The organism is Butyrivibrio sp. LB2008 (assembly GCF_000621565.1).
Classification (GTDB): Bacteria; Bacillota; Clostridia; order Lachnospirales; family Lachnospiraceae; genus Butyrivibrio.
The window spans coordinates 92,531-117,859 of sequence record NZ_JHXZ01000014.1; the positions used below are offsets into that span (position 1 = coordinate 92,531).

The following is a 25,329-nucleotide window of genomic DNA, read 5'->3' on the forward strand; positions in this document are numbered from 1 at the left end:
TTATTTTCCCATACAAAATTTTGAAAATATCTCTTCTACCAGATCATCACCGACTTCTTCTCCGATGATCTCACCAAGGTAGGCATAAGCATTTGAAAGATCCACAGTATAAAAATCTTCCGAAAGATTTTTTGAAATACTGTCCTCAACAAGTTTGAGGCTATCATATACTTTCTGAAGAAGTTCTTTGTGTCTTAAGTTTGTAATGTAGATTTCCTGTTTCGGTAAAATATCTCCATTAAAGAAAAGTTTTGAAAGAGCATCTTTAAGCTCATCTATACCATTACCTTTCAACATAGAAGTTTTTATAACAGGAACGTTATCCACATTTGTGAAAAACTTACACACATTATCCTCATTAATTTTTATATCATCAGAAAGGTCATTCTTATTAAGAAGAACTATTGTTTTCTTACCTTTACACAGATTGATTATCTCTTCATCTTCATCATCGATGTCGCGAGTTGAATCAAGAATGTATAAAACAAGATCTGCTTCTTCTATCTTACTCTTTGCTTTATCCACACCCATCTTCTCAATAATATCATCGGTATCTCTGATTCCGGCAGTATCTATAAGATGCAAAACAATATCACCAAGTCTTACCGTCTCTTCAATAATATCTCTTGTTGTTCCGGCAATGTCAGTAACAATTGCTCTTTCATCTCCGATGAGAGTATTCAAAAGAGATGATTTTCCGGCATTCGGCTTTCCAACAATAACAGTCTTTATTCCATCTTTTCTGATCTTTCCTTCATCCGCAGTACTAAGTAATTTTTCAATTTCATTAGTCAGATCTAAAACTTTGGCATTGAGCTTTTCGGGATATCCGGTAAGATCATAATTCTCAGGATCATCAAGAGCAGATTCAATAAAAGCCATCTCATAAATAATCCGTTCTCTCATACTCTTCACTTTATCATAGATACTTCCACGAAGCTGATTTCTGGAACTGTCCAGAGCAAAATTGTTCTGGGCACTTATGATATCCATTATTGCTTCCGCCTTTGTCAGATCAATCCTTCCATTAAGAAAAGCTCTCTTGGTAAATTCACCGGGATCCGCCAATCGACATCCATTCTTAAGAAGCAACTCTATGATCTGATTCATTATGAGAATTCCGCCATGTGTATTAATTTCCACAACATCTTCTCTTGTAAAACTATGAGGGGCTTTCATAAATGAGACCATTACCTCATCAATGATTTTCTCACCATCACATATGTACCCGTACTTTATAGTATTCGGATCATGTTTTTTTAATGTCTGCTCCATTTTAGCAGAACGATAAATCTTATCACAAATTGAAACTGCATCTCTTCCACTAACTCTTATAACTCCGATTCCGGAATCAGACATCGCGGTTGCAACTGCGCAGATTGTATCATCATTAAAATTATTAAAAACACCTGACATATTTTGTCTCGCTTCTATTTTAATAAATTTTTCTCTACATATAATAATACCCCTCAAAGTATACAACTTCGAGGGGTAAATGTTTATTATTTCTTTAATGTAACAACTACTCTTCTGAATGGTTCTTCACCTTCGCTGTGAGTAGTAACAAACCTGTCTCCCTGAAGAGCTGAATGAATAATTCTTCTCTCATAAGGATTCATAGGCTCTAAAGCTACTGAATGTCTGGACTTTCTAACCTTATAAGAAATGTTCTTTGCAAGATTTTCGAGAGTAGCTTTTCTTCTCTCTCTGTAATTCTCTGTATCAACCTTAACGTGGATGTACTCAGAATAATCTCTGTTAACAACAAGAGAAACAAGGTACTGAACAGAATCAAGTGTCTGTCCTCTCTTACCTATAAGTACTCCCATCTCATCTCCGCTAAGTTCAATATCAAGAATCTTATCAGCCTGATTGAAAGTAGTCTTAACAACAACTTCCATCTTCATTGCATCAAATACTTCTTTTAAGAATTTATTTGCTTTATCGCAGACTTCATCAGCATTAATATCTGAGCTGACAGTCTTTTCTACTTCTTTTACATTCTCTTTTGCTTTATCTTTTTCTTTTTTGCCCTTTACTTCCTGCTTAGATGAAACCTTTGTATCTACCTTGATATCATCAATCTTGATTTCTTCTTTCTTGTCTTCTTTAACCCTTGCCTTAATAATTGCAGGCTTTGCATTTATACCCAAAAAACCTGAAGACCCGCTTGAAACAACCTCATAATCAAGTTTATCACTAGTAACACAGAAGGATTCACAAGCTTCTGTAATAGCATCATCAACATTTTTTGCTGTAAACTCTTTATACTCCATTTTTCCCTCCCAAAAAATACTTCTCTTATTTATTATTCTTCTCGTTGAAATCTTTTACCATATTAGCTTTCGCAAGAAGAGAATCTTTCTTTATCTCTTTTCCGGAAAAAGAATCTCTTACCTTCTGGAGCTCAAGCTCTCTCTTCTCTAAAGAAACAGAATTTGTTGCTTTAGTCTCGATATTCTTTGTAGACATGTTTGCATATCTGTTCATCTGAGGAGTAGCCTTAAGTTTCTCCTGTTTCTTCTTATACTTCTCAATATTCTTTGCAATTTCTGCATCGATATCTTTTTTATCAATGTGCTTGTTGATAAGAACCTGCTGTACCGATCTGATAACCGCACCGATTATCCAGTAAATACCCATACCTGCGGGTAAGCTTAGACAAAATACTGCAGACATCATAGGCATCATGATATTCATTGTCTTCATAGACTGCTGCATCTGAGCTGTCGGATCATCCGGATCAACCTTACCGTCTGCAGGAGCCTGCTGAGGCATAAGTTTTGTATTTACCCACTGCGTAAAGAATGCAAGGAAAGGAATAAGAATCGCACCAATAAGTAAAATGAAATGCTTATCCACAAATGCAGTCTTGATCATATATGTAGGTGTATCACTTATATTAAGTCCAAGGAAATTATTGTATCTGCTCAAAAGCTGATGTGTAGCTGATACTGAATCACCAATACCACTAAAATTAGATGCAATCTTGTCCCAGTCAGATGATGATGCTTTATTCAATACATCGATAATAGTGTTTTCCACATAAGATGTATCACATGAAACAAAAAGCTCATTCTTAAACTGACTTGAATACATTTTTGCACTTGAGATATTATCTCTAAGGAAATCAGTTCCACCCGCTGTTGTTCTGATCTGCTCAGCAAGAGGATAAAAAGCATCCCTTACAGTCTGAACATAAGCAGGAATTGAATAAATAACACGATAAAGTGCAATAAGAATAGGCATCTGAATTAAGAGCTGTACGCAACTTCCCGTCTGTGAAACGCCATATTTTGCATAAACTTCTTTAGTCTCCTGCTGCATCGCAAGCATAGAGTCGTTATCTTTCTTTCCCTTATACTTCTGCTGAATAGCCTTAAGTTCAGGGCTCATCTTTGACTGAAGTTTAGAAAATTTCTGCTGTTTGTAAGTCAAAGGAAAAAGGCAAAGATAAATTACCAAAGTAAATAATAAGATTGCAAGACCAATATTAGGAATACCTATCGAATTAAGAACATTGAAAATAAAACTCATTACATGTCCAAGTAATTTTGCAATAGGTCCTACGATATGTCCCTTATAAGGGGTTAAAAGAACTGGTGTCAAAACAAACCTCCTGTACATTACGGAACGGGATCATATCCGCCACTGGAAAAGGGATTACACCTCATTATTCTCCAGATTGCGAGCAGACTCCCCTTAAATGCCCCATGTTTTTCTATAGCTTCCAGTCCGTACTCCGAACAAGTGGGAATATACGGACATTTTGTTCTCTTTAAAGGAGAAATGTACTTTCTGTACAATTTAATTAAAAAGATAAGTATCTTTTTCATTATTCACCGCCATTTTTCTTTATGCGGGCCTTCCCTGCCAGGCTTAAAAAAGAATCTTCTATATTATGATAGCTAGCATCTCTTGCACAGGCTCTGGCAACGACTACTATATCCAAACCACTATTGAATACATCTTCGTGTAGTCGGTATACTTCTCGAACAAGTCTTGCAAATCTGTGCCTTACAACACTGTTCCCAATTTTTTTACTGCATGAAATCCCAAGTTTATTATAAGAACTGTTATTTTTCCACACATACACAACTAAATATTTATCGGCATAACTCTTACCATTCTTATAAACATTGCGGAAGTCATTTGTCTTTTTCATAGAATCTGAAAAAAGCATATTGTCATCCTTTTTAAATCAGAAAGATGAAAAAAGGTCACAACTTTGTGACCTTTAATATCAAGCAGATAATCTCTTTCTTCCCTTTGCTCTTCTGGCTGCAAGTACTTTTCTGCCGCCCTTAGTAGCCATTCTTGCTCTGAAGCCGTGAACTCTGGCTCTCTGGAGCTTATGAGGCTGGAATGTCATCTTCATATCGTAAACACCTCCTTCTTTACTAATTATACAACGCAATTACATTTAGTAATTACAGATCATATCAGTGTGGAAAAAATCTTTATAATTATAATAAATATACGCAAGGCAGTCAAGCCATAAAAACGCAGAAAATACAAGGAATTCTTAAAAAAAAATATCCAAAAAAATATTAGTCCATATATTGTATTGACAAAACTTATCCACATCAAAATGTTGATTTTGTGGATAACATGTTGATTAATATTTCCCACGTTATTTTATCCACATTTTCTTTAAATTTTGTGGATAACACAGAGCATAATTTTGTGGTTATTAATCGGAAATCCAGTAACCATGCTATTTATAACAGTAGATAGCTTAAAGTGGAAAAAGCACCATTTATCCACAGTGTAAAAATATAATTATGTTTAAAATGATTTTTCGGAGAGTTTTCCACAAAATAACCTTGTTTGATATTTAAAGTTATTTACGTTAAAATAGTACACGTCTATAAATTGCGTAATTGGGGAGTTTTTCATGTATTCAACTAAAGAAATCACAGACAAATTAAAAAACAATTGGGAGTCTATCAAACATACTATTAAGATTGAGTCAGGTATTACAGAAATTTCCTATAAAACCTGGATCGATCCTTTAAGTGTATACAAAGTTGATGATACCACTGTAACTATTTTGATACCTTCCGACAACTCAATGGCTCTTCAGTACATAATCAACCATTACATGGACTTTATTAAAGTTACCATTTCTGAGTTTTTGGAAATAATGGTAGACGTTTCTTTTATTTTAAAGAAAGACACTATTAATAATGAAGAAACTCATGATAATAATTCAGATAATGCTTCTGAAAACGGCTATGCATCTAATAATAACTACGAACATTCGAATCTGAATCCTAAATACAGATTTGATACATTCGTCGTAGGAAGTAACAACAAGTTCGCTCACTCTGCTTCTCTTGCTGTTGCTGAATCTCCGGGAATATCTTACAACCCTCTCTTCCTCTACGGTGGACCGGGACTTGGTAAGACTCACCTTATGCATTCCATCGGTCACTTTATTATGGAACATAACCGCAAAGCTAAGGTTCTTTATGTAACATCGGAGCAGTTTACTAACGAAGTTATCGAATCTATCCGAAGCGGTAAGACAGAGAGTATGTCAAAGCTTCGTGATAAATACAGAACCGTTGATGTTCTCATGGTCGATGACGTTCAGTTTATTATAGGAAAGGAATCAACACAGGAAGAGTTTTTCCACACTTTCAACGAGCTGCATCAGGCAGGTAAACAGATTATCCTTTCATCTGATAAACCGCCTAAAGAGATGGAGACTCTTGAAGAAAGATTCAGATCACGTTTCGAGATGGGACTTATTGCAGATATTCAGTCTCCTGACTACGAGACAAGGATGGCTATCCTGCGAAAGAACTCTGAAAACTATGGCAAGAGTATTGATGATGAAGTAATTAACTACATTGCTACCAATATCAAGTCAAATATCAGAGAACTTGAAGGTGCCTATAACAAGATCATTGCTTATTCAAGGCTTAATAACGTTGATGTTACTCTTGAAAATGCAATGGAAGCTTTGAAAGACATTATTTATCCTGACAAATCAAAGGTCATCACACCTCAACTTATCATAGATACTGTATGTGAACAGTATGGTGTAAAGAAAGATGACATTATTTCTAAAAAGAGACAAGCTGAGATTGTGCTTCCCCGCCAGATAATCATGTATCTTTGCAGAGAAAACACAGAAGCATCTCTTGAAGAAATAGGAAAATTACTCGGCAAGAAAGATCACACAACTGTTATAAGCGGAATCAACAAGATAAAAAAGCTTACAGCACTTGATGACGATCTCAATAAAAACATTGATATTATAATGAAGAAACTAAATCCTTCTTTATAATATTGTGGATATCTATGTAGATAACATGTTATATGAATGTGATTAGCTGTTGATTGAGGGTGGATAATTTTTTTCACCCTCATTTGTCAAAATAAGGCCTGTTTATAACTTTTTACTTTTCAACACCTTATTTTTTGTTTTCAACAGCTAAAAATTTGTAAAAAAGCCGCATAGATTGTATAATGGAATAGGTTTTACACTTTTCAACAGCTATTATTAATTCTTTTACTATTTTTTTATATATATTTTATACTTTTTAAGTTCTGAAGGGAGTATGTGGTTAAATGAAAGTCGTTTGCTCAAAATCTAATCTTATTAGTGGATTGCAGATTGTATCAAAAGCAGTTCCTTCTAAGACAACAATGTCTATTCTTGAATGTATCCTTGTAGATGCAACAGAGGGAGTTATTAAATTTATTGCCAATGATATGGAACTTGGTATACAGACTATAGTTGAAGGTAACATTGAAGAAAGAGGATATATAGCAATCGATGCAAAGATATTTGTAGATATTGTAAGAAAGCTTCCCGATAATGATGTTACGATAGAATCAGACAGTTCAAACAAAGTTATAATCAGTTGTGAAAAAGCAAAATTCAATCTCATTGGAAGAAAAGGTGATGACTTTACTTATCTTCCATCAATCGAGAAAGTAGACGGAGTTTCAGTATCTCAGTTTACTCTCAGAAATGTAATTCAGCAGACTATTTTTTCTATATCAGAGAATGATGCAAATAAAATGATGGCAGGAGAACTTTTTGAAGTTGATGGAGACACTTTAAAGCTTGTTTCTCTTGACGGTCATAGAATCTCTATCAGAAAAGTTAAGCTCTCAGAAGAATACTCATACAAGAAAGTAATTGTTCCGGGTAAAGCACTTGGTGAAATCAGTAAGATTCTCGGTGACAATACAGAGAAGATGGTAAATATCTATTTTACCGATAAGCATGTTCTTTTTGAGTTTGACGATACAGTTGTTGTTTCAAGACTTATTGAAGGCGAGTATTTCAGTATCGACCAGATGCTCTCAAGTGATTACGAAACAAAGATGAGCATTAACAGAAAAGAATTACTTGATTGTATAGACAGAGCTACTCTTCTTGTAAAAGAAGGTGATAAGAAGCCGGTAATTATCTCTATTACCGAAACAAATATGGAATTGAAGATTAAGTCCACTATAGGAAGTATGGATGAAGTAATTGATATTGATAAACAGGGAAAAGATCTTATGATCGGATTTAATCCCAAGTTCCTTATTGATGCTCTGAAAGTTATTGATGATGAGATAGTTGATATCTACCTTGTTAATCCTAAAGCACCATGTTTCATCAGGGATAAGGACTCAACTTATACATATCTGGTATTACCTGTCAACTTTACAACAGTTGATTAATAAATTACCAAAGGACCTGATTAAAGATGGAAATAGTAAAACTTAGAGAACAAGATGAATTTATAAAACTCGGACAGGCTTTGAAAAAAGCCGGTCTCGAGGGCTCCGGAGTCGATGCTAAGATGGATATACAAGCCGGTCTTGTAAAAGTAAACGGTGAAGTTGAGGTAAGACGTGGTCGTAAGCTTTACGATGGAGACAGTTTTGAATACGATGGCATACAGGTAAAGATAGAGAAATGATAATAAAATCATTGGAATTAGCTGACTTCAGGAATTATGAGAATATAAATATAAATTTCAGCAGTGGGACTAATATACTGTATGGTGACAATGCTCAGGGAAAGACTAACATTTTGGAAGCAATTTTTGTTTCTGCAACCACGAAGTCACACAAAGGCAGTAAAGACAAGGAAATTATCAGATTCGGAAAAGAAGAAGCGCATATAAGAACCATCTTGGAAAAAGACAATGCAGAATATCGCGTTGATATGCATCTTCGAAAGAATAAGTCAAAAGGAATTGCTATTGACGGGCAGAAAATAAAAAGAGCATCCGATCTCATCGGAAGATTGAATGTTGTCTTTTTCTCACCTGAAGATCTGAGTATAATAAAAAACGGTCCTTCTGAAAGGCGCAGATTCATGGATATGGAGCTGTGTCAGTTGGATCAGATATATCTTAACAGTCTTTCTAAGTACAACAAACTTGTAATCGAAAGAAATAAGATTCTAAAGGATCTTTTTGAACATCCCGAAAACAGTGTACTTTTGGATGTTCAGGATAAGCAATTATTCGAATATGGATCCGTCATAATAAAGACAAGAGAAAAATTCATCAAAGATCTTAATGAAATAATAAGACCTATTCATGAAAAGCTAACAGGAGAAAAAGAGACCCTGTCGGTTTTTTATGAGCCTAACGTAAAACTGGAAGAATTCGAAGATAAACTGAGGCAAGCAAGAAAAAAAGATACATATACCAAACAGACTACTGTAGGGCCTCATAAAGACGATTTTTCTTTTATGATAAAAAAAATAAATGCGGATGATGCGATTGATATCAGGAAATTCGGATCTCAAGGGCAGCAAAGAACAGCATCCTTATCTCTTAAACTGTCGGAAATAGAGATAGTAAAGAGAGCCAAAAAAGAAAATCCGGTACTGCTTCTTGATGATGTTTTGTCGGAACTTGACAGTAACAGACAGAATTATCTTTTGAACACTATTGGAAATATTCAAACGATAATCACATGTACCGGTCTTGATGAGTTTGTTAATAACAGATTTGAAATAGATAAGCTGTTCAAAGTAACAGATGGAACAGTTAGTAGTGAAAACTAAGAAACGGAGTGGAACATGAGCAACGAAGAAGTACAATATGGCGCTGACCAGATACAGATTTTGGAAGGACTTGAAGCGGTCAGAAAAAGGCCTGGTATGTATATCGGAACTACAGCAAGCAGAGGATTGCACCATCTTGTTTATGAGATCGTGGATAACTCTGTAGATGAGGCGCTTGCTGGATTTTGTGATCATATCGAAGTAACGATTAACGAGGACAATACTATTATCGTAAAAGATAATGGTAGAGGTATTCCTGTTGATGTTAACCACAAGTCGGGATTAACCGGTGTTGAGGTTGTATTTACAATACTTCACGCAGGCGGAAAGTTCGGCGGTGGAGGATACAAGGTATCAGGCGGACTTCACGGAGTAGGTGCTTCTGTTGTTAATGCTCTTTCAGAATGGCTTGAAGTTCAGGTTACAAGAGAAGGAAAAGTATATGAGCAGAGATATGAGAGAGGAAAAGTTTGCTATCCTCTTAAGGTTGTAGGTGATGCTCCGGAAGGTGTTTCGGGAACAAGAGTATACTTTAAGCCTGATGCTCTTATTTTCAAAGAGACAACAATATACGATTACAACGTTTTGAAACAGAGACTTAGAGAAATGGCATTCCTCACAAAGGGACTTAGAATTTCTCTTACCGATATGCGTACTGAAGAAGGCGAAGAGCCTATAGTTCAGACTTTCCACTACGAAGGTGGTATAAAGGAATTTGTTGAATATCTCAACAAGAGTAAGACAGCTCTTTATGAAGACATTATGTATTTTGAGGGAAATAAGAACAACGTACAGGTTGAAGTTTCTCTTCAGCATAACGATTCATATACAGAGAGTATCTATACATTCGTAAATAACATTAATACACCTGAAGGTGGTACTCATCTTGAAGGATTTAAAGCTGCACTTACAAAGACCTTTAATGATTATGCAAGAGCAAACAAGATGCTCAAGGATAACGATGATAATCTCACAGGTGAAGATATCAGAGAAGGTCTTACAGCTATCATAAGTGTTAAGATCGAGGATCCTCAGTTTGAAGGACAGACAAAGCAGAAACTTGGTAACTCTGAAGCAAGAGGAGCTGTTGCTGGAATCGTAGGTGAGCAGCTTACATATTTCCTTGAGCAGAATCCAAGCGTTGCCAAGCAGATTCTTGAAAAAGCAATACTTGCCCAGAGAGCAAGGGATGCAGCAAGAAAGGCAAGAGATCTTACAAGACGTAAATCTCCTATCGATGGATTGGGACTTCCCGGAAAACTTGCCGATTGTTCAGACAAAGATCCTAAGAATTGTGAAATATTCATAGTTGAGGGAGATTCCGCCGGCGGATCGGCTAAGACTGCGCGAAGCAGAGCAACACAGGCTATCCTTCCTCTTAGAGGAAAGATTCTCAACGTAGAAAAAGCCAGAGTTGACAGAATATACGGAAATGCAGAAATCAAGTCAATGATCACAGCATTCGGAACAGGTATACATGATGATTTCGACATCAGCAAACTTCGTTATGACAAGATCATTATCATGACCGATGCCGATGTAGACGGTGCGCATATTGCAACACTTATGCTCACATTCCTTTACAGATTTATGCCTGAACTTATCAAAGAAGGCCATGTATATCTTGCTCAGCCGCCTCTTTATAAGCTTGAGAAGAACAAAAAAGTCTGGTATGCATACAGTGATGAGGAACTCAATAAAATCTTAGCGGATGTAGGAAGAGACCAGAACAACAAGATCCAGCGTTACAAGGGTCTTGGAGAGATGGATCCCGAGCAGCTTTGGGAGACAACAATGGATCCTGAGAGAAGAGTTCTTCTCAGAGTAAATATGGATGAAGAATCTGAATCCGATATAGACGTTACTTTCACAACACTTATGGGTGATAAGGTTGAACCCAGAAGAGAGTTTATTGAAAAAAACGCAAAGTTTGTAAAGAACCTGGATATTTAAAGAACGTAAAAAGGAAAAGAAATGGCTGAAAATAATAACAATAACAACAACGAATTGTCAGATGACGTTTTTGATAAAGTTACTACTGACAGAATAAAGGAAGTAGACCTTCAGAAGACAATGGAAGCGGATTACATTGACTATGCCATGAGCGTTATTGCATCACGTGCGCTTCCTGATGTAAGAGACGGTCTTAAACCGGTACAGAGAAGAATTCTGTACTCAATGATCGAACTTAACAACGGTCCCGACAAGCCACACCGTAAGTGTGCGCGTATTGTCGGTGATACAATGGGTAAATATCATCCTCACGGTGACAGCTCTATCTATGGAGCTCTCGTTAATATGGCACAGCCTTGGTCAATGAGATGCTGTCTTGTTGACGGTCACGGAAACTTTGGTTCTGTTGACGGTGACGGCGCTGCCGCTATGCGATATACTGAGGCACGTCTTACAAAGATCGCAATGGAGATGACTGCGGATATAGGAAAAGATACCGTAGACTTCATTCCAAACTTCGATGATACAGAAAAAGAACCTTCAGTTCTCCCCAGTAGATATCCTAACCTTCTGGTAAACGGAACAACAGGTATCGCGGTCGGAATGGCAACAAACATTCCTCCTCACAACTTAAGAGAAATAATCGCTGCGGTTGTTAAGATGATCGATAACCGTGTACTTGAAGACAGAGAAACAGATATCGAGGAAATTCTTTCAATAGTAAAAGCTCCCGATTTCCCTACAGGAGGAATAATCCTTGGAACAAGAGGAGCAGAAGAAGCTTACAGAACAGGTAGAGGAAAAGTAATTGTAAGAGCCGTAACCGATATCGAGCCTATGCAGAACGGCAAGAACAGAATTGTAGTTACAGAGCTTCCATACCTTGTAAATAAAGCAAACATGATCTCAAAGATTGCTGAGCTTGTTAAGCTTAAAAAGCTCGACGGAATAACAGCACTTCGAGATGAGTCCGACAGAGAAGGTATGCGCGTTGTTATTGAGCTTAGAAACGATGTTAACCCTAACATCATGCTCAATAAGCTTTATAAGCATACACAGATGCAGGATTCATTTGGAATCATCATGCTTGCGCTTGTAAATAACCAGCCTAAGGTTATGAGCATCACAGAGATGCTTAAACATTACATCGCTCATCAGGAAGATGTAGTAACAAGAAGAACAAAGTATGATCTTAACAAAGCTGAAGAGCGTGATCATATCTTACAGGGATTGCTTATTGCCCTTGATAATATTGATGAAGTAATCAAGATCATAAGAGGCAGTGAAACAGTTGCTCTTGCTAAGGAACAACTCATGGCCCGCTTTGGTCTTACAGATGTTCAGGCTCAGGCAATCGTTGATATGAGACTTCGTACTCTCACAGGTTTGGAGAGAGACAAGCTTGAACAGGAACATGCTGAACTCCTTAAGAAAATTGAGGAATTAAAAGCTATTCTTGCAGACAGAAAAGTACTTCTCGGAGTTATCAAGAAAGAGATAACAGAGATTTCCGATAAGTACGGTGATGACAGAAAATCACAGATTGGACATGATGATTCCGATATCGACATGGAAGATCTGATTCCTAATGTAAATACAGTAATTGCAATGACAAATCTCGGATATATAAAGAGAATGTCAATTGATAACTTTAAAGCTCAGAACCGTGGAGGAAAGGGAATAAAAGGAATTACCACAATCGACAATGACTTTGTGGAAGATATCCTTATGACAACCACTCACAACTATGTAATGTTCTTCACAAACACGGGAAGAGTATACAGACTTAAAGTTTATCAGATTCCTGAAGCATCAAGAACATCAAGAGGAATGGCTATTGTTAATCTCTTGCAGCTTGCTCCGGGAGAGAAGATTACAGCAATGATTCCTGTTAAGGGATTTGAAGATGAGGATAAGAGCCTCTTTATGGTAACTAAGAAAGGTACTGTAAAGAAAACTCCTATAACTGATTTCGTAAATGTCAGAAAGACAGGACTTGCAGCAATCAACCTCAGAGATGATGATGAGCTTATTGAAGTAAAGAGTGTTCAAAAGGGCGCTGAAGTATTTCTTGTTACAAAGAACGGAATGTGCATTCACTTTGATGAGGAAGATGTAAGAGCAACCGGAAGATCATCAATGGGTGTCAGAGGAATGACTCTCGACGATACAGATGAGATTGTCGGAATGCAGCTTAATACTCAGGGCGATTCGCTTCTTATAGTTTCTGAAAAAGGATACGGAAAGAGAACAGTTTTAAGTGAGTTCAATAACCAGTTCAGAGGCGGTAAAGGCGTAAAGTGCTATAAGATAACCGAGAAAACAGGAGCTGTTGTAGGTGTTAAGGCAGTTAATGCAGAAAATGAGATCATGATGATCACAAATGCCGGAATCATTATACAGCTTCGTATGGATGAGATAACCGTACACGGAAGAGTAACATCCGGTGTTAAGATGATAAATCTCGACAAGGGAGTTACAGTAGCAAAAATTGCCAAAGTCAGAGAAAAAATTTCTGACGGAGACAAAGAACTCGATAATATCGACGAAGTAAACGACGGAGAAATCGAAGAAGACGTTTAATATATTTCGAGTGTGGGGGAAGTATGAAAATCGGACTGGTAATCTCTGAACTAGAGGATAAAGAAGTAAAAAAAATCTGTATAGGTGCAAATAAAGCGGCAATTGACAAGGGGATAACCCTTGTCATCCTGCCGGGAAAATATCTTTTTAACAACGATGATGTTGATGAAAAGCATCCTTACAGATATCAGAACACAGCTCTTTTTGACTATGCCGCAAAGCTAGGTTTTGACGCGCTTGTTATTGATATAGAGCGAATTGGTAAGAATGTTGCCATTTTGAAAAAAGAAGCTCTGTTAAAGAGCTTTTTTGACATCCCATTTCTTACTCTTACGGAGCAGGAAGGATATGTGGCTTCAAAGAAAGTAATGTCCGATCACGGACATCTTGAACAACAGGGATACCAGGCAATCTGTGATGCAGTGTCATATGTAAAAACAGGGGGACTTTCCGTAGAGGAAGCTCCTTGTGTTTTTTCATTCATAGAAGAGTCTGAATCAAAGGCTCTGTCAGTTATTTCTGAGATAAGCACAAGACTGTTTAACAGAAAGTTCGAAGTTGACGGACTATACAGATCGTTTAGCGAGATAAACGGGGAACTTGGAGTACAGAATTGTGGTCTTTTCCTTTATGACAAAAAAATAAGAAATACCTTTAAACATCCATGGGTATTCCCTGAGAAAATCAGCATGAAGAGTGTTGTTGTGGATGGAAAAGAGATTGCTGGCGACAAGGGAGCCGAGATAGAAACAGATAAGATATTGTCTGTTTTTGAAAATGATAAACCTAAGGTTCTTATTGCCAGCAATATATTTGTTTGTGAATATCAGATTGGACTTATGATCACTGAGTTTAATCCAAGGATACTTATAGACAATTATTTTGACAGTCTTATTGGGCTTGCTACTATCAGCTCAAGAGTTTCATACCTTGAAAACGAACTTGAAAAGACAAGAAAAGATCTTCTTGAAGTTCAGGAAGAACTTGCAAGAGACGATTCTGTACTGGATCATATCGGTGGACAGGATTATCTCACAGGCGGTCTTAACAGAAGAGGATTTTTCTCCAAGGCATATGATTATCTCAAAGAAAACTTTGGTATCGGTAAATATGCAGTTGTAGCGTACATCAGGATGGATTCGCTTAAGAAGATAAATGATGTATACGGTCACAATGAAGGAGATCAGGCAGTAAGAGAAGTATCCGAAATACTGGATAATGTATTTAAGGGCTGTGTATACGGAAGAATTCGCGGTGATGAATTTGCAGCCATTTCAGTATCTTCAGAAGAGGGAACGGCAGAAACATTTAGAGAAGAAATGTCATCTCAGAATGCCGCACTTCTTGAAAGATCAAAAAGATATATAAATTACCTGCAATACTCAGTTTGTGAATTTAGCTATGAAGATAATCTTTCACTTAGAGAAATGCTAAAAGAAACAGATGAAAGTTTGCAGAGAGTAAAAGGAAATTTCTAAAATGGGATTAAAGCTTGTATCATGGAATGTCAACGGACTGAGAGCATGCGTTTCAAAGGGATGCTTTCAGGATTTTATGGATAAAGAACAACCGGATGTAATCTGCCTTCAGGAGACAAAGCTTCAGGAAGGACAGATTAAAATGGACCTTCCCGGATATGAAGAGTATTGGAACTATGCAGAGAAAAAGGGCTACTCCGGAACAGCTATTTTTACAAAAGAAAAGCCAATCTCTGTTACATACGGACTTGGAATAGAAGAACATGACCACGAGGGAAGAGTCATTACTGCCGAGTATGCAGACTACTATCTCGTTACAGTCTATGTTCCTAATGCAAAAGAGGACCTTTCAAGGCTTGAATACAGACAGGTTTGGGAAGACGATTTTCTTAAGTACATCAAAAAGCTTGAAGAAACAAAGCCTGTAATTTATTGTGGAGACTTGAATGTAGCCCACAAGGAAATTGATCTTAAGAATCCTAAGACAAACAGAGGACATGCTGGCTTTACAGATGAAGAGAGAGCAAAGTTTGATAATGTTCTTGCAGCAGACCTTGTGGATACTTTCAGACATTTTTATCCTGACCTTGAGGGAGCTTATTCCTGGTGGTCATACAGGTTCCATGCAAGAGAAAAAAATGCCGGATGGCGTATTGACTACTTTGTTGTATCCAGATCACTCATGCCTATGGTGGAAGATGCCAAAATCTACAGCGAGGCACTTGGATCGGATCATTGTCCTGTTGGACTTATACTGAAATAAAGGGCATTAGAAACAAATAATGAATAATTTGATCTTTAGTTTAAATGCAACATTTCCTGTTTTTCTTTTGATGATCTTTGGGTATTTCCTGAATAAAATAGGATTTATAGATGATAAAGCAGCTTCGTGGATGAACAAATTTGTTTTTAAGATTGCGCTCCCCGTGCTGGTTTTTGTAGACCTTGCAGATCAGGATTTTAAGGGAACATGGAATGGAAAATTCGTACTATTCTGCTTTCTTGTGACAATAACAAGTATAGGAGTTATATCTGTTTTTTCTCGTGCTTTGATAAAAGAGAAGGGAAAAAGAGGAGAATTCATCCAAGGCGCATACAGAAGCAGTGCTGCACTACTTGGACTTGCATTTATCCACAATATCTACGGCGATGCAAGTACAGGAATGGGACCGCTTATGATACTTGGAAGTGTCCCTCTTTACAATATCTTCGCAGTTATAATACTGATGTTCACTGCAGAAACTGAAAGTGAAACAGATGATAAGAACGAGCTTATAAAAAAGACTGCAGTCGGAATAGCCAAGAATCCAATAATCATTGGAATAGCAATTGGACTTATATGGTCATTGTTCAGAATACCAAGACCTGTAATATTTGAGAACTTTACTGAGAATATTGCCAGACTTGCAACTCCCATGGGGCTTATGTCTATGGGAGCATCTTTTGACATAAAAAAAGCGCTTAAGGAAATAAAACCTGCGCTCATTGCTTCGTTTATAAAATTATTTGTTCTTGCAGGAGTGTTCCTGCCCATAGCGGTAAGTCTTGGATTTGCCGGAGAACAGATCGTTGCGATACTTATAATGCTTGGCTCTTCAACTACCGTAAGTTGTTATATTATGGCTAAAAATATGGGCCACGAGGGAGTTCTGAGCAGCAGTATAATCATGATGACTACCTTTGGATGCTCATTTTCCCTCACGTTTTGGCTCTATATTCTTCGTTCCTTAGGAATAATCTAAAGGAACGAAGAATTAAATCAATTAAAAATCTGTCTTTGACAGGAAAGATCTGATCTTTCCCCAATAATTTGTTGGATCTGTAACGACTCCGCGAATGTGCTCCGAACCGAGGATCATGCAATATTGCTTTTCACATTTTGCGGCCTCGTAGAGACGTGAGCACATCAAAGGATCGATCACCGAATCTTCATCTCCGTGTATAAATAAAGTGGGTGTCTTTGACTTTGTTACGGCATCCAAAGGACGGACGTCATTAATATCAAATCCTGAACGAATAAATATTATAAATCTTGCTATTGCAACAACCAGAGATGCCGGAAGAATCGCACCTTTCATAGTCTTGTATGTTTTTGCAAACTGCTTCTTCAAAGTTGAGTATGAACTATCAGAAATAGCTGCTTTTACATTAGCAGGAAGATGTTCACCTGTGGTCATAAGAACCGTTGCAGCACCCATGGACATTCCGTGAAGAAGAATGGAAGCCTGAGGATCTCTTTTTATGATCCAGTAAATCCACTCCATAATATCAAGCCTGTCATCAAGGCCATATCCGACATATTTGCCTTCGCTCTTACCAAATCCGCGAAGATCCGGAAGAAGACAATTTACATCAAGTGAAAGATAATACTGAGCATAAATACCGTTATATTCGTGATTATCTTTGATTCCGTGAACAAGGATAACATATCTGTGAGAATTGTTTTCTGTAGGAATATAAGTAGCGTGCAGCTTAAGCTGGTCGATACTGTCTATATACATATCCTGCTTGTTCTTATGATTTCTGATAAACATTCTTCCCGCTGTAACAGCCTTATCGTAATCGGGACTTTCGTCGGTGTGCTGAACAGGAACAGATGTAAGCTTGTAGATATAATTTGTAAGAGCATATGCTCCACCTAGAATTGCGGATAAAATGCCGAGTTTTACAACAGAATTCTTTTTGCTCATTAAAAACACCTCGTGTCTATAGTTTTTAAGGCATTATTAAGCCTCTCCAATATATATTATCATTTTTTTTACAAATAAACGCATTTTTCGGTTTTCTTTTTGCAAAGAATGGAATATTATATTTATATAAATATAAAATATTTTAGGAGAAAGTAAAATGGGAAAAGAAAACAAAGTAACATTGTGCATAGATAAAAGTTTTACCGTAGGAAAGGTTGATAAGAGAATCTACGGATCTTTTATAGAGCACCTGGGAAGAGCGGTTTACGAAGGAATATATCAGCCCGGCAATAAATTCGCTGATGAGAACGGCTTTAGAAAAGATGTCATCGAACTGGTAAAAGAAATTGATGTACCGATTGTCAGATATCCCGGCGGAAATTTTGTCTCTGCGTTTAAGTGGGAAGACAGCGTAGGACCTGTAGATGAGAGACCTGCAAGACTTGAGCCCGCATGGGGAGTGATTGAGAGCAACAGATTCGGACTTGATGAATTTATGAATTGGTGTAAAAAAGTCGGATCAGAGCCAATGTATGCGATCAACCTCGGAACAAGAGGAATCGAAGATGCCAAGAATGTAGTTGAATATTGCAACATTGAGAAAGGCACATATTACAGTGACCTTAGAATCAAGCATGGAGTAAAAGATCCTTACAAGATAAAACTTTGGTGTCTTGGAAATGAGATGGACGGACCTTGGCAGATAGGACATATGACACCTGAGGAATACGGACTTAAGGCAGGACGTGCGGGACACCTTATGAAGATGATCGATCCCGAGATAGAGTGCGTAGTATGCGGATCTTCAGGAATCGGAATGCCTAAATTCGGCGAGTGGGAGAGAGTCGTACTTGAGAATAGCTATGATAATGTCGATTACATCTCACTTCACACATATTATGACAACGAAGAGGACAACACTCCGAACTTCCTTGCAAGCAGCGTATCAATGGATAAGTTCATTCAGAGCGTTGTCAGCATTTGTGACTGTGTAAAAGCTACAAAGAGATCCGATAAGACGATCAACCTCTCTTTTGACGAGTGGAATGTATGGTATCATTCAAAGAAAAAAGATGCTGAGCTTGAGAAATGGACTGAACACCCTCATCAGCTCGAAGAGGACTATAACCTTGAAGATGCGCTCCTTGTGGGCTCCATGATGATAACACTTTTAAGGCATGCAGACAGAGTAAAGATTGCCTGTCTTGCACAGCTTGTAAACGTATTGAGCCCCATTACAACAACAGATGACGGAGTATATAAGCATACAATCTTCTATCCGTTCATGCAGTCAAGCAGATACGGAAGAGGCGAGGTTCTCAATACTATCGTTAAGGTACCCACATATGAGTCAAAGCACGGAGATGCTCCCTATGTTGATTCTGTAGTTGTAAGCGATGAGGAAAACGGAGCACTTACAGTATTTGCAGTAAATAAAAATCTTGAAGAGGACTTCGAACTTACCTGCGACCTCAGACAGTTCGCAGATTACAAAGTTGTTGAGCACAGCGTACTTACTCATAAGGACGTTAAGGCAGGAAATACAGCAGAGAATCCTGAAGAAGTAAAGCTCTCAGACAACACAAGTGCTGCATCAACAGAAAGCGGAGTACTTAAGACAACCCTTCCCGCAAAGAGCTGGAACGTTATAAGACTTAAATTATAATTTTCTTTCACAATATGTTATACTCTCTATGATGTAAGAAAATGGAGAGTAGTAATGGGTTTTAATTCATTTACATTTATATTGGTGTTTCTTCCGATACTGTTGTTTGGCTGGTATTCACTCAACAGATTGCAGAAGTATACATTGGCAGATGCATTACTTGTTATTATGTCATTGTATTTCTATTACACTTTTGGCGTAAACTTTTTGATCATTCTTGCAATAAGTATCGGCGTCAACTACGCATTAAGCGTGCTTGTTAACGAGATAGATTCAAGAGACACCGCTCAGAACAATTTATATAAAAAGCTAATAAAGACAATAGGAGTGCTATTTAATTTAGGACTCCTATTCTACTTTAAATATCTTGGCTTTTTCGCCGACAATCTCAATGCTGTTTTCAAAACAGGTATAACGGTCGAACAGATAATAATGCCCATAGGTATAAGTTTTTTTACCTTTGGACAGATCTCTTATATCGTCGACAGAACCAATAATGAGGCGCCGCATTACAGCTTCATTGAGTATGCGCTCTATACCGTATATTTTCCCAAACTTATTCAGGGCCCCATCGCTTTCCACAAAGAGATGATAGAGCAGTTTAGAGATAAGTCCTTAAGAACATACGACTCCGTAAAATTTGCGGGAGGACTTATGTCATTTGTGATTGGGCTCTCCAAGAAAGTTCTTCTCGCCGATATCATTTCAAGAGTTGTAAATTACGGCTTTGAGCAGACATATTATCTGGACACACTGACAGTTATCGCTGTTATGCTTGCTTATACATTTCAGATTTATTTTGACTTTTCCGGATATTGCGACATGGCAAACGGAATAAGTCTCATGCTGGGATACAAGCTTCCGACAAACTTTAATTCGCCTTATAAGGCAGCTTCCGCAAAAGAGCTGTGGCAGAGATGGCATATGACTTTGTCTCGCTTTTTTATCAAGTACGTTTATATACCGCTTGGAGGAAGCAGAAAAGGAAGATACCGCACGATAGCTAATGTACTTATAGTCTTCATACTCAGCGGATTGTGGCACGGTGCGGGCTGGACATATGTATGCTGGGGACTTATGCAGGGACTTCTTGTAGTATGGGATGATCTCGGAATTGTGAGTGTGGAAAAAGAAGGCAAATTTCTTTTTAGAAAAGAACCACTCCTTGTAATCCCAAGAGCTCTTGGAAGAGCACTTACATTTACGGCATTTGTGGTTTCACTTGTGTTCTTCAGATCGGAATCTGTGGAAAAAGCTCTGGCAATGTTCAGAAGACTATTCTTTTTTACCTATCCCGGATTTCTTACAAGAACAGCCTCGAACCTTGATATAGCTGAGAACTACATTTTCAGACAGTTCCTGTCACAGATGGGAGGAATCAATGAAAATGTAGTTTATATGATTACTATGGTGATATATCTTGTGGTAAGCGGATATATCATAACAAGGAAAAATACACAAGAAATAATAGAAGCGACGACTTTTGACAAAAAGACACTTATAGGAATCACGGTTCTTTTCCTGTGGTCATTTGTATCTTTGTCAGCAGTAAGTACATTCATATATTTTCAGTTTTAATTTTTATCAGATAAAAGAAATATGGAAAAAGAAAGCATATCAAATAATTTCATAAAAAGATTTATCATAGCAACACTTGCGGTGCTATTGGCTATTGCAGGAACAGTCTTCTTTTTTGACCCGTTCTATCACTATCACAAGCCGTGGTGCGGACTTAAGGCAGTATTAAATGACAAGGAATACCAGTGCGTTGGTACACTGAGAAACTTTGACTATGATGCGCTTATAGTCGGATCTTCAGTCATGGAGAACAATAACAATGCGTGGTATGATGAGGCATACGGGGTAAAATCCGTAAAAGCTATAAGATCTTACGGTGCAACAGCGGATTTATGCTATCTTATGGATATTGCTTACGAGAAGCATGATCTAAAGTACGTTTTTTACAATATAGATCCGTCATCGCTTGTCGCAGATGCGCAGACAACCTATGAGTCAACGGGTTGCCCCATGTATCTTTATGATAAGAATCCTATAAATGACGTGAATTATTTGTTTAACAAGGACGTTTTATTTGAAAAGATTCCCTATCAGGTTGCAAACTCATTTAAAGGGGATTACGACGAAGGACTTTCCTATAACTGGGCGAAATGGAAAGTATTTAGTGCAGAACAGACGCTTTCAATTTATTTCAGACAAAAAAAAGCAGATCCGATGCTTGATAAAAATACGCATGAAGATAAAGTAAAAGAAAACATCGAGTTACTAACAAAGCAAGTAAAAGAGCATCCCGATACACAGTTCATTTTCTTTTACCCCGCATATTCCATGCTTTGGTGGGACGGAGCGTACAGGTCGGGAGAACGTGATGCGTTTATCTACAGTGAGATTATGATGACGGAAGAACTGCTTAAGTATGACAACGTGAGAGTTTTCTGTTTCCAGGGTGAAGAAGATATCGTGACAAACCTTGATCATTACATGGATTCAATACATTTTTCACCTGAAATAAACAAGTACATGCTTGATAAGATGATTGAAGGAAAAAACGAACTTACAAAGAGCAATTATGTGGATAAACTCTATGAAGTCAAAGGATTATCTGAAAAGATAGTTAAGACGATAATGCCGACTTATGAAGCAGAGGGACGCTTTGTTTACGACGAGACGGAATAAGGAATATAAGTTTTTTATGTTAATGTAGTTTAATTTATAAAAAGATGGTATACTAACTGCACATAGTTAAGAATTTTTTTACGGAAGAAGGAATAATCGTGAGTGAGTCTGTTACAAAGAAAATAGTACTTACAGGAGGCGGAAGCGCAGGACATGTAACTCCCAATATTGCGCTTATACCCGCACTTAGAAAAGCAGGATATGAAATCTACTACATTGGTTCATATAACGGAATAGAAAAGAAGCTTATTGAGGACTATAACGTACCTTATTTCGGTATAGCAACAGGAAAGCTCAGAAGATATTTCGATCCGAAAAACTTTACGGATCCTTTTAGAGTATTAAAAGGATTTGCAGAAGCAAAAAAGATTTTAAAGAAAATTAAGCCTGACATAGTTTTTTCAAAAGGAGGCTTTGTAAGTGTGCCTGTAGTAAGAGCGGCAGGAGCACTTAAGATTCCATATATCGTACACGAATCCGATATGACACCGGGACTTGCAAACAAACTCAGCATGGCAGGAGCCAATAAGATATGCTGTAATTTCCCTGAGACAATGAGACTTTTGCCTGCAGAAAAGGCAGTTCTTACCGGAACACCCATAAGAGATGAGCTTGGAATGGGAGATGCCGCTGAAGGCAAGAAAGTATGCGGATTTGAAGACGACAAGCCGGTACTTATGGTAATCGGCGGGAGCTTGGGAGCACAGTCTGTAAATGAGACTGTGAGATATGCTCTTCCCAGATTATTGCCCAACTTTAACATTGTTCATATCTGCGGAAAAGAGAAGATGGATAACTTAAAGCTCACTCTTCCCGGATACAAGCAGTTTGAATATGTAAAAAATGAACTTAAAGATATTTTTGCAATGGCAGATATTGTTGTTTCAAGAGCAGGTGCAAACTCAATCTGTGAGCTGCTTGCACTTAAAAAGCCCAATATTCTGATTCCTCTTTCAACAAAATCAAGCAGAGGAGATCAGATGCTCAATGCAAGATCTTTTGAACAGCAGGGATTCTCACTCGTTATCGACAATGACGATCTTGATGAAGACATTCTTGTTGAAACAATAGAAGATCTCTATGAGAATCGTGCAAAATTCATAGAGAACATGAGCAACAGTAATCTTCACAGTGCGACAGATACAATAGTCGGACTTATTGATAATGAATTAAAAATTCAGTGAATGAAATAATTTATCAAATATTAATACGCTTTTTATATGTATTTTTTCCATAAGGGGTATCATAAGATGGTAAGGATAGTTTTCGGTTGAGGTACGAAAATGATCGATATAACATCTTATGTTAATGGATATAGCTCTAGCGGAGATATTATTGTCATGGTGATTGTAATTGTCATGGCAATACTTATCCGTGTAACATATATAATACAAAGTAAAGAGTTTAAGGTATTTAAAGTGATACTGTTGTGTATATTAATAGCAGCAGTATCAAATATTTTATTTAATCAAAGCCTCAAAAATATTGATGAACATTCTGAAATAATTGTCTATTTACTTAAATATATAAATCATTTTTCTGTTTCTTTAGTGCTTGCACTATATCTTTTTTACATAAAAAGTCAAATGAAGCTCAGTGAGTCTGTTGGGCGGAAAATTGACTATCTTGCTGTTGGTTTTTTTTCCATTTTTGTATGTGTAGATCTGCTTGGAATGATATTTGGGTTCGGCTTTAATGTTATCAATCATGAGAATATACAGACAGGCCGGCTTATTACGTTAAGCGGGTATTTGTCTTTGGCTTCCATGATAGTGTATGTCCTTATTCGTTATGGTAAGCACATGTACAGACCTGTAGTGAAAGCTTTTTATGCCATTTTGCTAATATCTTTGGTAGTTACATTTAATCAGGTCAGATATTTTCAAAGATCGTTTACCATGGCAACACTGATTTTCCCTGCAATAGCGATAATGTATCTGGTACATTCCAACCCGTACGACCTGGAAACAGGCTCACTTCATGCGGACTCCTTCAATGAAAATATTGAAAGTGCAATAAAGAAAAAAGAAAAGCTCCTTGTCTTTTTCCTTCATCTGATAAATCTGGAAAATAAGCAGTATAAATATCCAAAGGAAATCAGGGATAAGATCAGAGAACATTGTACCTATACGTTTAAAGGTGCAAAACTGTTTCTTTTAGGAGAAGGAAAAATGGCGCTATCGGTACGTATTGATCTAAATCCCGACTATGAAGCAAAAGCCAACAAGCTTCTTGATGTCTTCCAAAAAGAGTATGAGACATACAGATATGATTACAAAATAGTGATATTAAAAGACTTTGAAGGTATCGACAAATACGAGGATTATATAAGACTTACCGAATATGTAGAAAACAGAATGTCCCATAATGAAATGCATTACATCAATGCAGATGATATTGAAAAATACAGTAGTCACAGATATATAGTCAAGCAACTTGAGGACATTAACAAAAGAAAAGACCTTCATGATCCCAGAGTACTGGTATATTGTCAGCCCATACTTAATTTGGAGACGGGGAAATATGATACAGCAGAAGCACTTATGAGATTAAGGCTTGATAAAGTTGGAATGGTATTTCCGGACAGATTCATCCCCATTGCTGAAAAACATAATTATATACATATGCTGAGTCTTATTATCTTTTCAAAGACTTGTAATGAGATAAGGAGACTTATGGATGACGGATATATATTCAAGCGAATATCAGTCAATTTCTCTATGCTGGACATAAAAGAAGAGAATTTCTGCGAGAGTATAACCAAGATAATACGCAATGAGCGGATTCCGTTTGATAAAGTGGCAATAGAGATAACGGAAAGTCAGAATGAAAAAGACTTTATAACTCTTAAAGAGAAATTGTTTGAGCTAAGGGAAAGCGGAATAACATTCTACCTTGACGATTTTGGAACAGGTTACTCAAATATGGAAAGGATAATGGAGCTTCCGTTTGACATAATCAAATTTGACCGTTCGCTTGTGATTGCCAGCGGTACAGACGATAAGTCAAAGACGATGGTTACTTACATGGCGCACATGTTTAAAGATATGAATTATGACATTTTGTATGAAGGCGTAGAAGATGATACGGATCAGATAAGATGCGAAGGCATGTATGCAAAATATCTGCAAGGTTATAAATATTCAAAACCCATTCCGATAGACCAGCTTTCAGAGTTTCTGGAAAAAGGAAAAAACGATTGAGTTTGTGAAAAATTATTTCAATATAACC

At 37.2% G+C, this 25,329-nt stretch carries 21 protein-coding genes; 14 read left to right on the forward strand and 7 right to left on the reverse strand.

The annotated features are described in order from the left end of the window. From mnmE to rpmH, 6 genes are all read right to left on the reverse strand, one after another. Positions 1-1,416: a tRNA uridine-5-carboxymethylaminomethyl(34) synthesis GTPase MnmE gene (gene mnmE / locus T356_RS0104285; protein WP_026513430.1), complete on the reverse strand. Its 1,416-nt coding sequence runs from the start codon at positions 1,414-1,416 to the stop codon at positions 1-3. A gap of 86 nt (positions 1,417-1,502) precedes the next feature. After that, positions 1,503-2,276 (reverse strand): RNA-binding cell elongation regulator Jag/EloR, encoded by a 774-nt coding sequence (jag, locus tag T356_RS0104290; RefSeq protein ID WP_026513431.1) that lies wholly within the window; start codon positions 2,274-2,276, stop codon positions 1,503-1,505. Positions 2,277-2,301: 25 nt separating this feature from the next. Further along, the gene (locus T356_RS0104295; protein WP_026513432.1) at positions 2,302-3,609 is read right to left on the reverse strand and encodes a YidC/Oxa1 family membrane protein insertase; all 1,308 of its coding nucleotides are present in this window, start codon (positions 3,607-3,609) and stop codon (positions 2,302-2,304) included. A gap of 17 nt (positions 3,610-3,626) precedes the next feature. After that, a complete protein-coding gene (gene yidD / locus T356_RS0104300; protein WP_026513433.1) occupies positions 3,627-3,836 on the reverse strand; it encodes a membrane protein insertion efficiency factor YidD in 210 nt (69 codons plus the stop codon). Further along, complete coding sequence (rnpA, locus tag T356_RS0104305) at positions 3,836-4,183, reverse strand: ribonuclease P protein component (RefSeq protein ID WP_026513434.1); 348 nt, start codon at positions 4,181-4,183, stop codon at positions 3,836-3,838. Before rnpA ends, yidD begins: the two co-directional genes overlap by 1 nt. Before the next feature lie 60 nt (positions 4,184-4,243). Next, positions 4,244-4,378, reverse strand: a complete 135-nt coding sequence (gene rpmH / locus T356_RS0104310; RefSeq protein WP_013282343.1) for a 50S ribosomal protein L34 — start codon at positions 4,376-4,378, stop codon at positions 4,244-4,246. Positions 4,379-4,897: 519 nt separating this feature from the next. Here rpmH and dnaA point away from each other — a divergent pair. The 9 genes from dnaA (at position 4,898) to T356_RS0104355 (ending at position 16,790) form a co-directional block, all read left to right on the forward strand. Continuing rightward, entirely contained in the window at positions 4,898-6,298 is a 1,401-nt protein-coding gene (dnaA, locus tag T356_RS0104315) for a chromosomal replication initiator protein DnaA (protein ID WP_026513435.1), read from the forward strand. 284 nt (positions 6,299-6,582) lie between these two features. Then, a complete protein-coding gene (gene dnaN, locus T356_RS0104320) occupies positions 6,583-7,692 on the forward strand; it encodes a DNA polymerase III subunit beta (RefSeq protein WP_026513436.1) in 1,110 nt (369 codons plus the stop codon). Positions 7,693-7,718: 26 nt separating this feature from the next. After that, on the forward strand, positions 7,719-7,934 hold the full coding sequence (locus tag T356_RS0104325) for an RNA-binding S4 domain-containing protein (RefSeq protein ID WP_026513437.1): 216 nt from the start codon (positions 7,719-7,721) through the stop codon (positions 7,932-7,934). Further along, positions 7,931-9,034: a DNA replication/repair protein RecF gene (gene recF, locus T356_RS0104330; RefSeq protein WP_026513438.1), complete on the forward strand. Its 1,104-nt coding sequence runs from the start codon at positions 7,931-7,933 to the stop codon at positions 9,032-9,034. The genes T356_RS0104325 and recF overlap by 4 nt, the downstream gene beginning before the upstream one ends. Positions 9,035-9,049: 15 nt before the next feature. Further along, complete coding sequence (gene gyrB / locus T356_RS0104335) at positions 9,050-10,987, forward strand: DNA topoisomerase (ATP-hydrolyzing) subunit B (protein ID WP_026513439.1); 1,938 nt, start codon at positions 9,050-9,052, stop codon at positions 10,985-10,987. A gap of 21 nt (positions 10,988-11,008) precedes the next feature. Then, the gene (gyrA, locus tag T356_RS0104340) at positions 11,009-13,570 is read left to right on the forward strand and encodes a DNA gyrase subunit A (RefSeq protein WP_026513440.1); all 2,562 of its coding nucleotides are present in this window, start codon (positions 11,009-11,011) and stop codon (positions 13,568-13,570) included. 23 nt (positions 13,571-13,593) lie between these two features. After that, the gene (locus T356_RS0104345; RefSeq protein ID WP_026513441.1) at positions 13,594-15,048 is read left to right on the forward strand and encodes a GGDEF domain-containing protein; all 1,455 of its coding nucleotides are present in this window, start codon (positions 13,594-13,596) and stop codon (positions 15,046-15,048) included. Between the two features lies 1 nt (position 15,049). Further along, the gene (locus T356_RS0104350; RefSeq protein WP_035780389.1) at positions 15,050-15,811 is read left to right on the forward strand and encodes an exodeoxyribonuclease III; all 762 of its coding nucleotides are present in this window, start codon (positions 15,050-15,052) and stop codon (positions 15,809-15,811) included. 19 nt (positions 15,812-15,830) lie between these two features. Continuing rightward, positions 15,831-16,790 (forward strand): AEC family transporter, encoded by a 960-nt coding sequence (locus T356_RS0104355; RefSeq protein WP_026513443.1) that lies wholly within the window; start codon positions 15,831-15,833, stop codon positions 16,788-16,790. Between the two features lie 21 nt (positions 16,791-16,811). Here the strand turns inward: T356_RS0104355 and T356_RS18340 are convergent, their stop codons facing one another. Then, on the reverse strand, positions 16,812-17,738 hold the full coding sequence (locus T356_RS18340) for an alpha/beta hydrolase (protein ID WP_051563140.1): 927 nt from the start codon (positions 17,736-17,738) through the stop codon (positions 16,812-16,814). Between the two features lie 157 nt (positions 17,739-17,895). On the opposite strand from T356_RS18340, the gene arfA reads away from it, so the two are divergent. The 5 genes from arfA to T356_RS0104385 all read left to right on the forward strand — a co-directional run bounded on the left by arfA (position 17,896) and on the right by T356_RS0104385 (position 25,301). After that, complete coding sequence (arfA, locus tag T356_RS0104365) at positions 17,896-19,404, forward strand: arabinosylfuranosidase ArfA (RefSeq protein WP_026513444.1); 1,509 nt, start codon at positions 17,896-17,898, stop codon at positions 19,402-19,404. Between the two features lie 54 nt (positions 19,405-19,458). Next, on the forward strand, positions 19,459-20,982 hold the full coding sequence (locus T356_RS0104370) for an MBOAT family O-acyltransferase (protein ID WP_026513445.1): 1,524 nt from the start codon (positions 19,459-19,461) through the stop codon (positions 20,980-20,982). Between the two features lie 21 nt (positions 20,983-21,003). Further along, positions 21,004-22,098 carry a hypothetical protein gene (locus T356_RS18345; protein WP_035780391.1) on the forward strand — a complete coding sequence of 365 codons (1,095 nt, stop codon included), beginning with the start codon at positions 21,004-21,006 and terminating at the stop codon, positions 22,096-22,098. 98 nt (positions 22,099-22,196) lie between these two features. Further along, the gene (locus tag T356_RS0104380) at positions 22,197-23,282 is read left to right on the forward strand and encodes an undecaprenyldiphospho-muramoylpentapeptide beta-N-acetylglucosaminyltransferase (RefSeq protein ID WP_026513446.1); all 1,086 of its coding nucleotides are present in this window, start codon (positions 22,197-22,199) and stop codon (positions 23,280-23,282) included. A gap of 156 nt (positions 23,283-23,438) precedes the next feature. Continuing rightward, on the forward strand, positions 23,439-25,301 hold the full coding sequence (locus tag T356_RS0104385) for an EAL domain-containing protein (RefSeq protein WP_197020872.1): 1,863 nt from the start codon (positions 23,439-23,441) through the stop codon (positions 25,299-25,301). Positions 25,302-25,329 lie beyond the last annotated feature (28 nt).

Bases quoted from the DNA above. Each gene is read 5' to 3' on its own strand.
- mnmE (WP_026513430.1), bottom strand. From the start codon at position 1,416: ATGTCAGGTGTTTTTAATAATTTTAATGATGATACAATCTGCGCAGTT.
- jag (WP_026513431.1), bottom strand. From the start codon at position 2,276: ATGGAGTATAAAGAGTTTACAGCAAAAAATGTTGATGATGCTATTACA.
- yidD (WP_026513433.1), bottom strand. From the start codon at position 3,836: ATGAAAAAGATACTTATCTTTTTAATTAAATTGTACAGAAAGTACATT.
- rnpA (WP_026513434.1), bottom strand. From the start codon at position 4,183: ATGCTTTTTTCAGATTCTATGAAAAAGACAAATGACTTCCGCAATGTT.
- rpmH (WP_013282343.1), bottom strand. From the start codon at position 4,378: ATGAAGATGACATTCCAGCCTCATAAGCTCCAGAGAGCCAGAGTTCAC.
- dnaA (WP_026513435.1), top strand. From the start codon at position 4,898: ATGTATTCAACTAAAGAAATCACAGACAAATTAAAAAACAATTGGGAG.
- dnaN (WP_026513436.1), top strand. From the start codon at position 6,583: ATGAAAGTCGTTTGCTCAAAATCTAATCTTATTAGTGGATTGCAGATT.
- T356_RS0104325 (WP_026513437.1), top strand. From the start codon at position 7,719: ATGGAAATAGTAAAACTTAGAGAACAAGATGAATTTATAAAACTCGGA.
- recF (WP_026513438.1), top strand. From the start codon at position 7,931: ATGATAATAAAATCATTGGAATTAGCTGACTTCAGGAATTATGAGAAT.
- gyrB (WP_026513439.1), top strand. From the start codon at position 9,050: ATGAGCAACGAAGAAGTACAATATGGCGCTGACCAGATACAGATTTTG.
- gyrA (WP_026513440.1), top strand. From the start codon at position 11,009: ATGGCTGAAAATAATAACAATAACAACAACGAATTGTCAGATGACGTT.
- T356_RS0104345 (WP_026513441.1), top strand. From the start codon at position 13,594: ATGAAAATCGGACTGGTAATCTCTGAACTAGAGGATAAAGAAGTAAAA.
- T356_RS0104350 (WP_035780389.1), top strand. From the start codon at position 15,050: ATGGGATTAAAGCTTGTATCATGGAATGTCAACGGACTGAGAGCATGC.
- T356_RS0104355 (WP_026513443.1), top strand. From the start codon at position 15,831: ATGAATAATTTGATCTTTAGTTTAAATGCAACATTTCCTGTTTTTCTT.
- T356_RS18340 (WP_051563140.1), bottom strand. From the start codon at position 17,738: ATGAGCAAAAAGAATTCTGTTGTAAAACTCGGCATTTTATCCGCAATT.
- arfA (WP_026513444.1), top strand. From the start codon at position 17,896: ATGGGAAAAGAAAACAAAGTAACATTGTGCATAGATAAAAGTTTTACC.
- T356_RS0104370 (WP_026513445.1), top strand. From the start codon at position 19,459: ATGGGTTTTAATTCATTTACATTTATATTGGTGTTTCTTCCGATACTG.
- T356_RS18345 (WP_035780391.1), top strand. From the start codon at position 21,004: ATGGAAAAAGAAAGCATATCAAATAATTTCATAAAAAGATTTATCATA.
- T356_RS0104385 (WP_197020872.1), top strand. From the start codon at position 23,439: ATGGTGATTGTAATTGTCATGGCAATACTTATCCGTGTAACATATATA.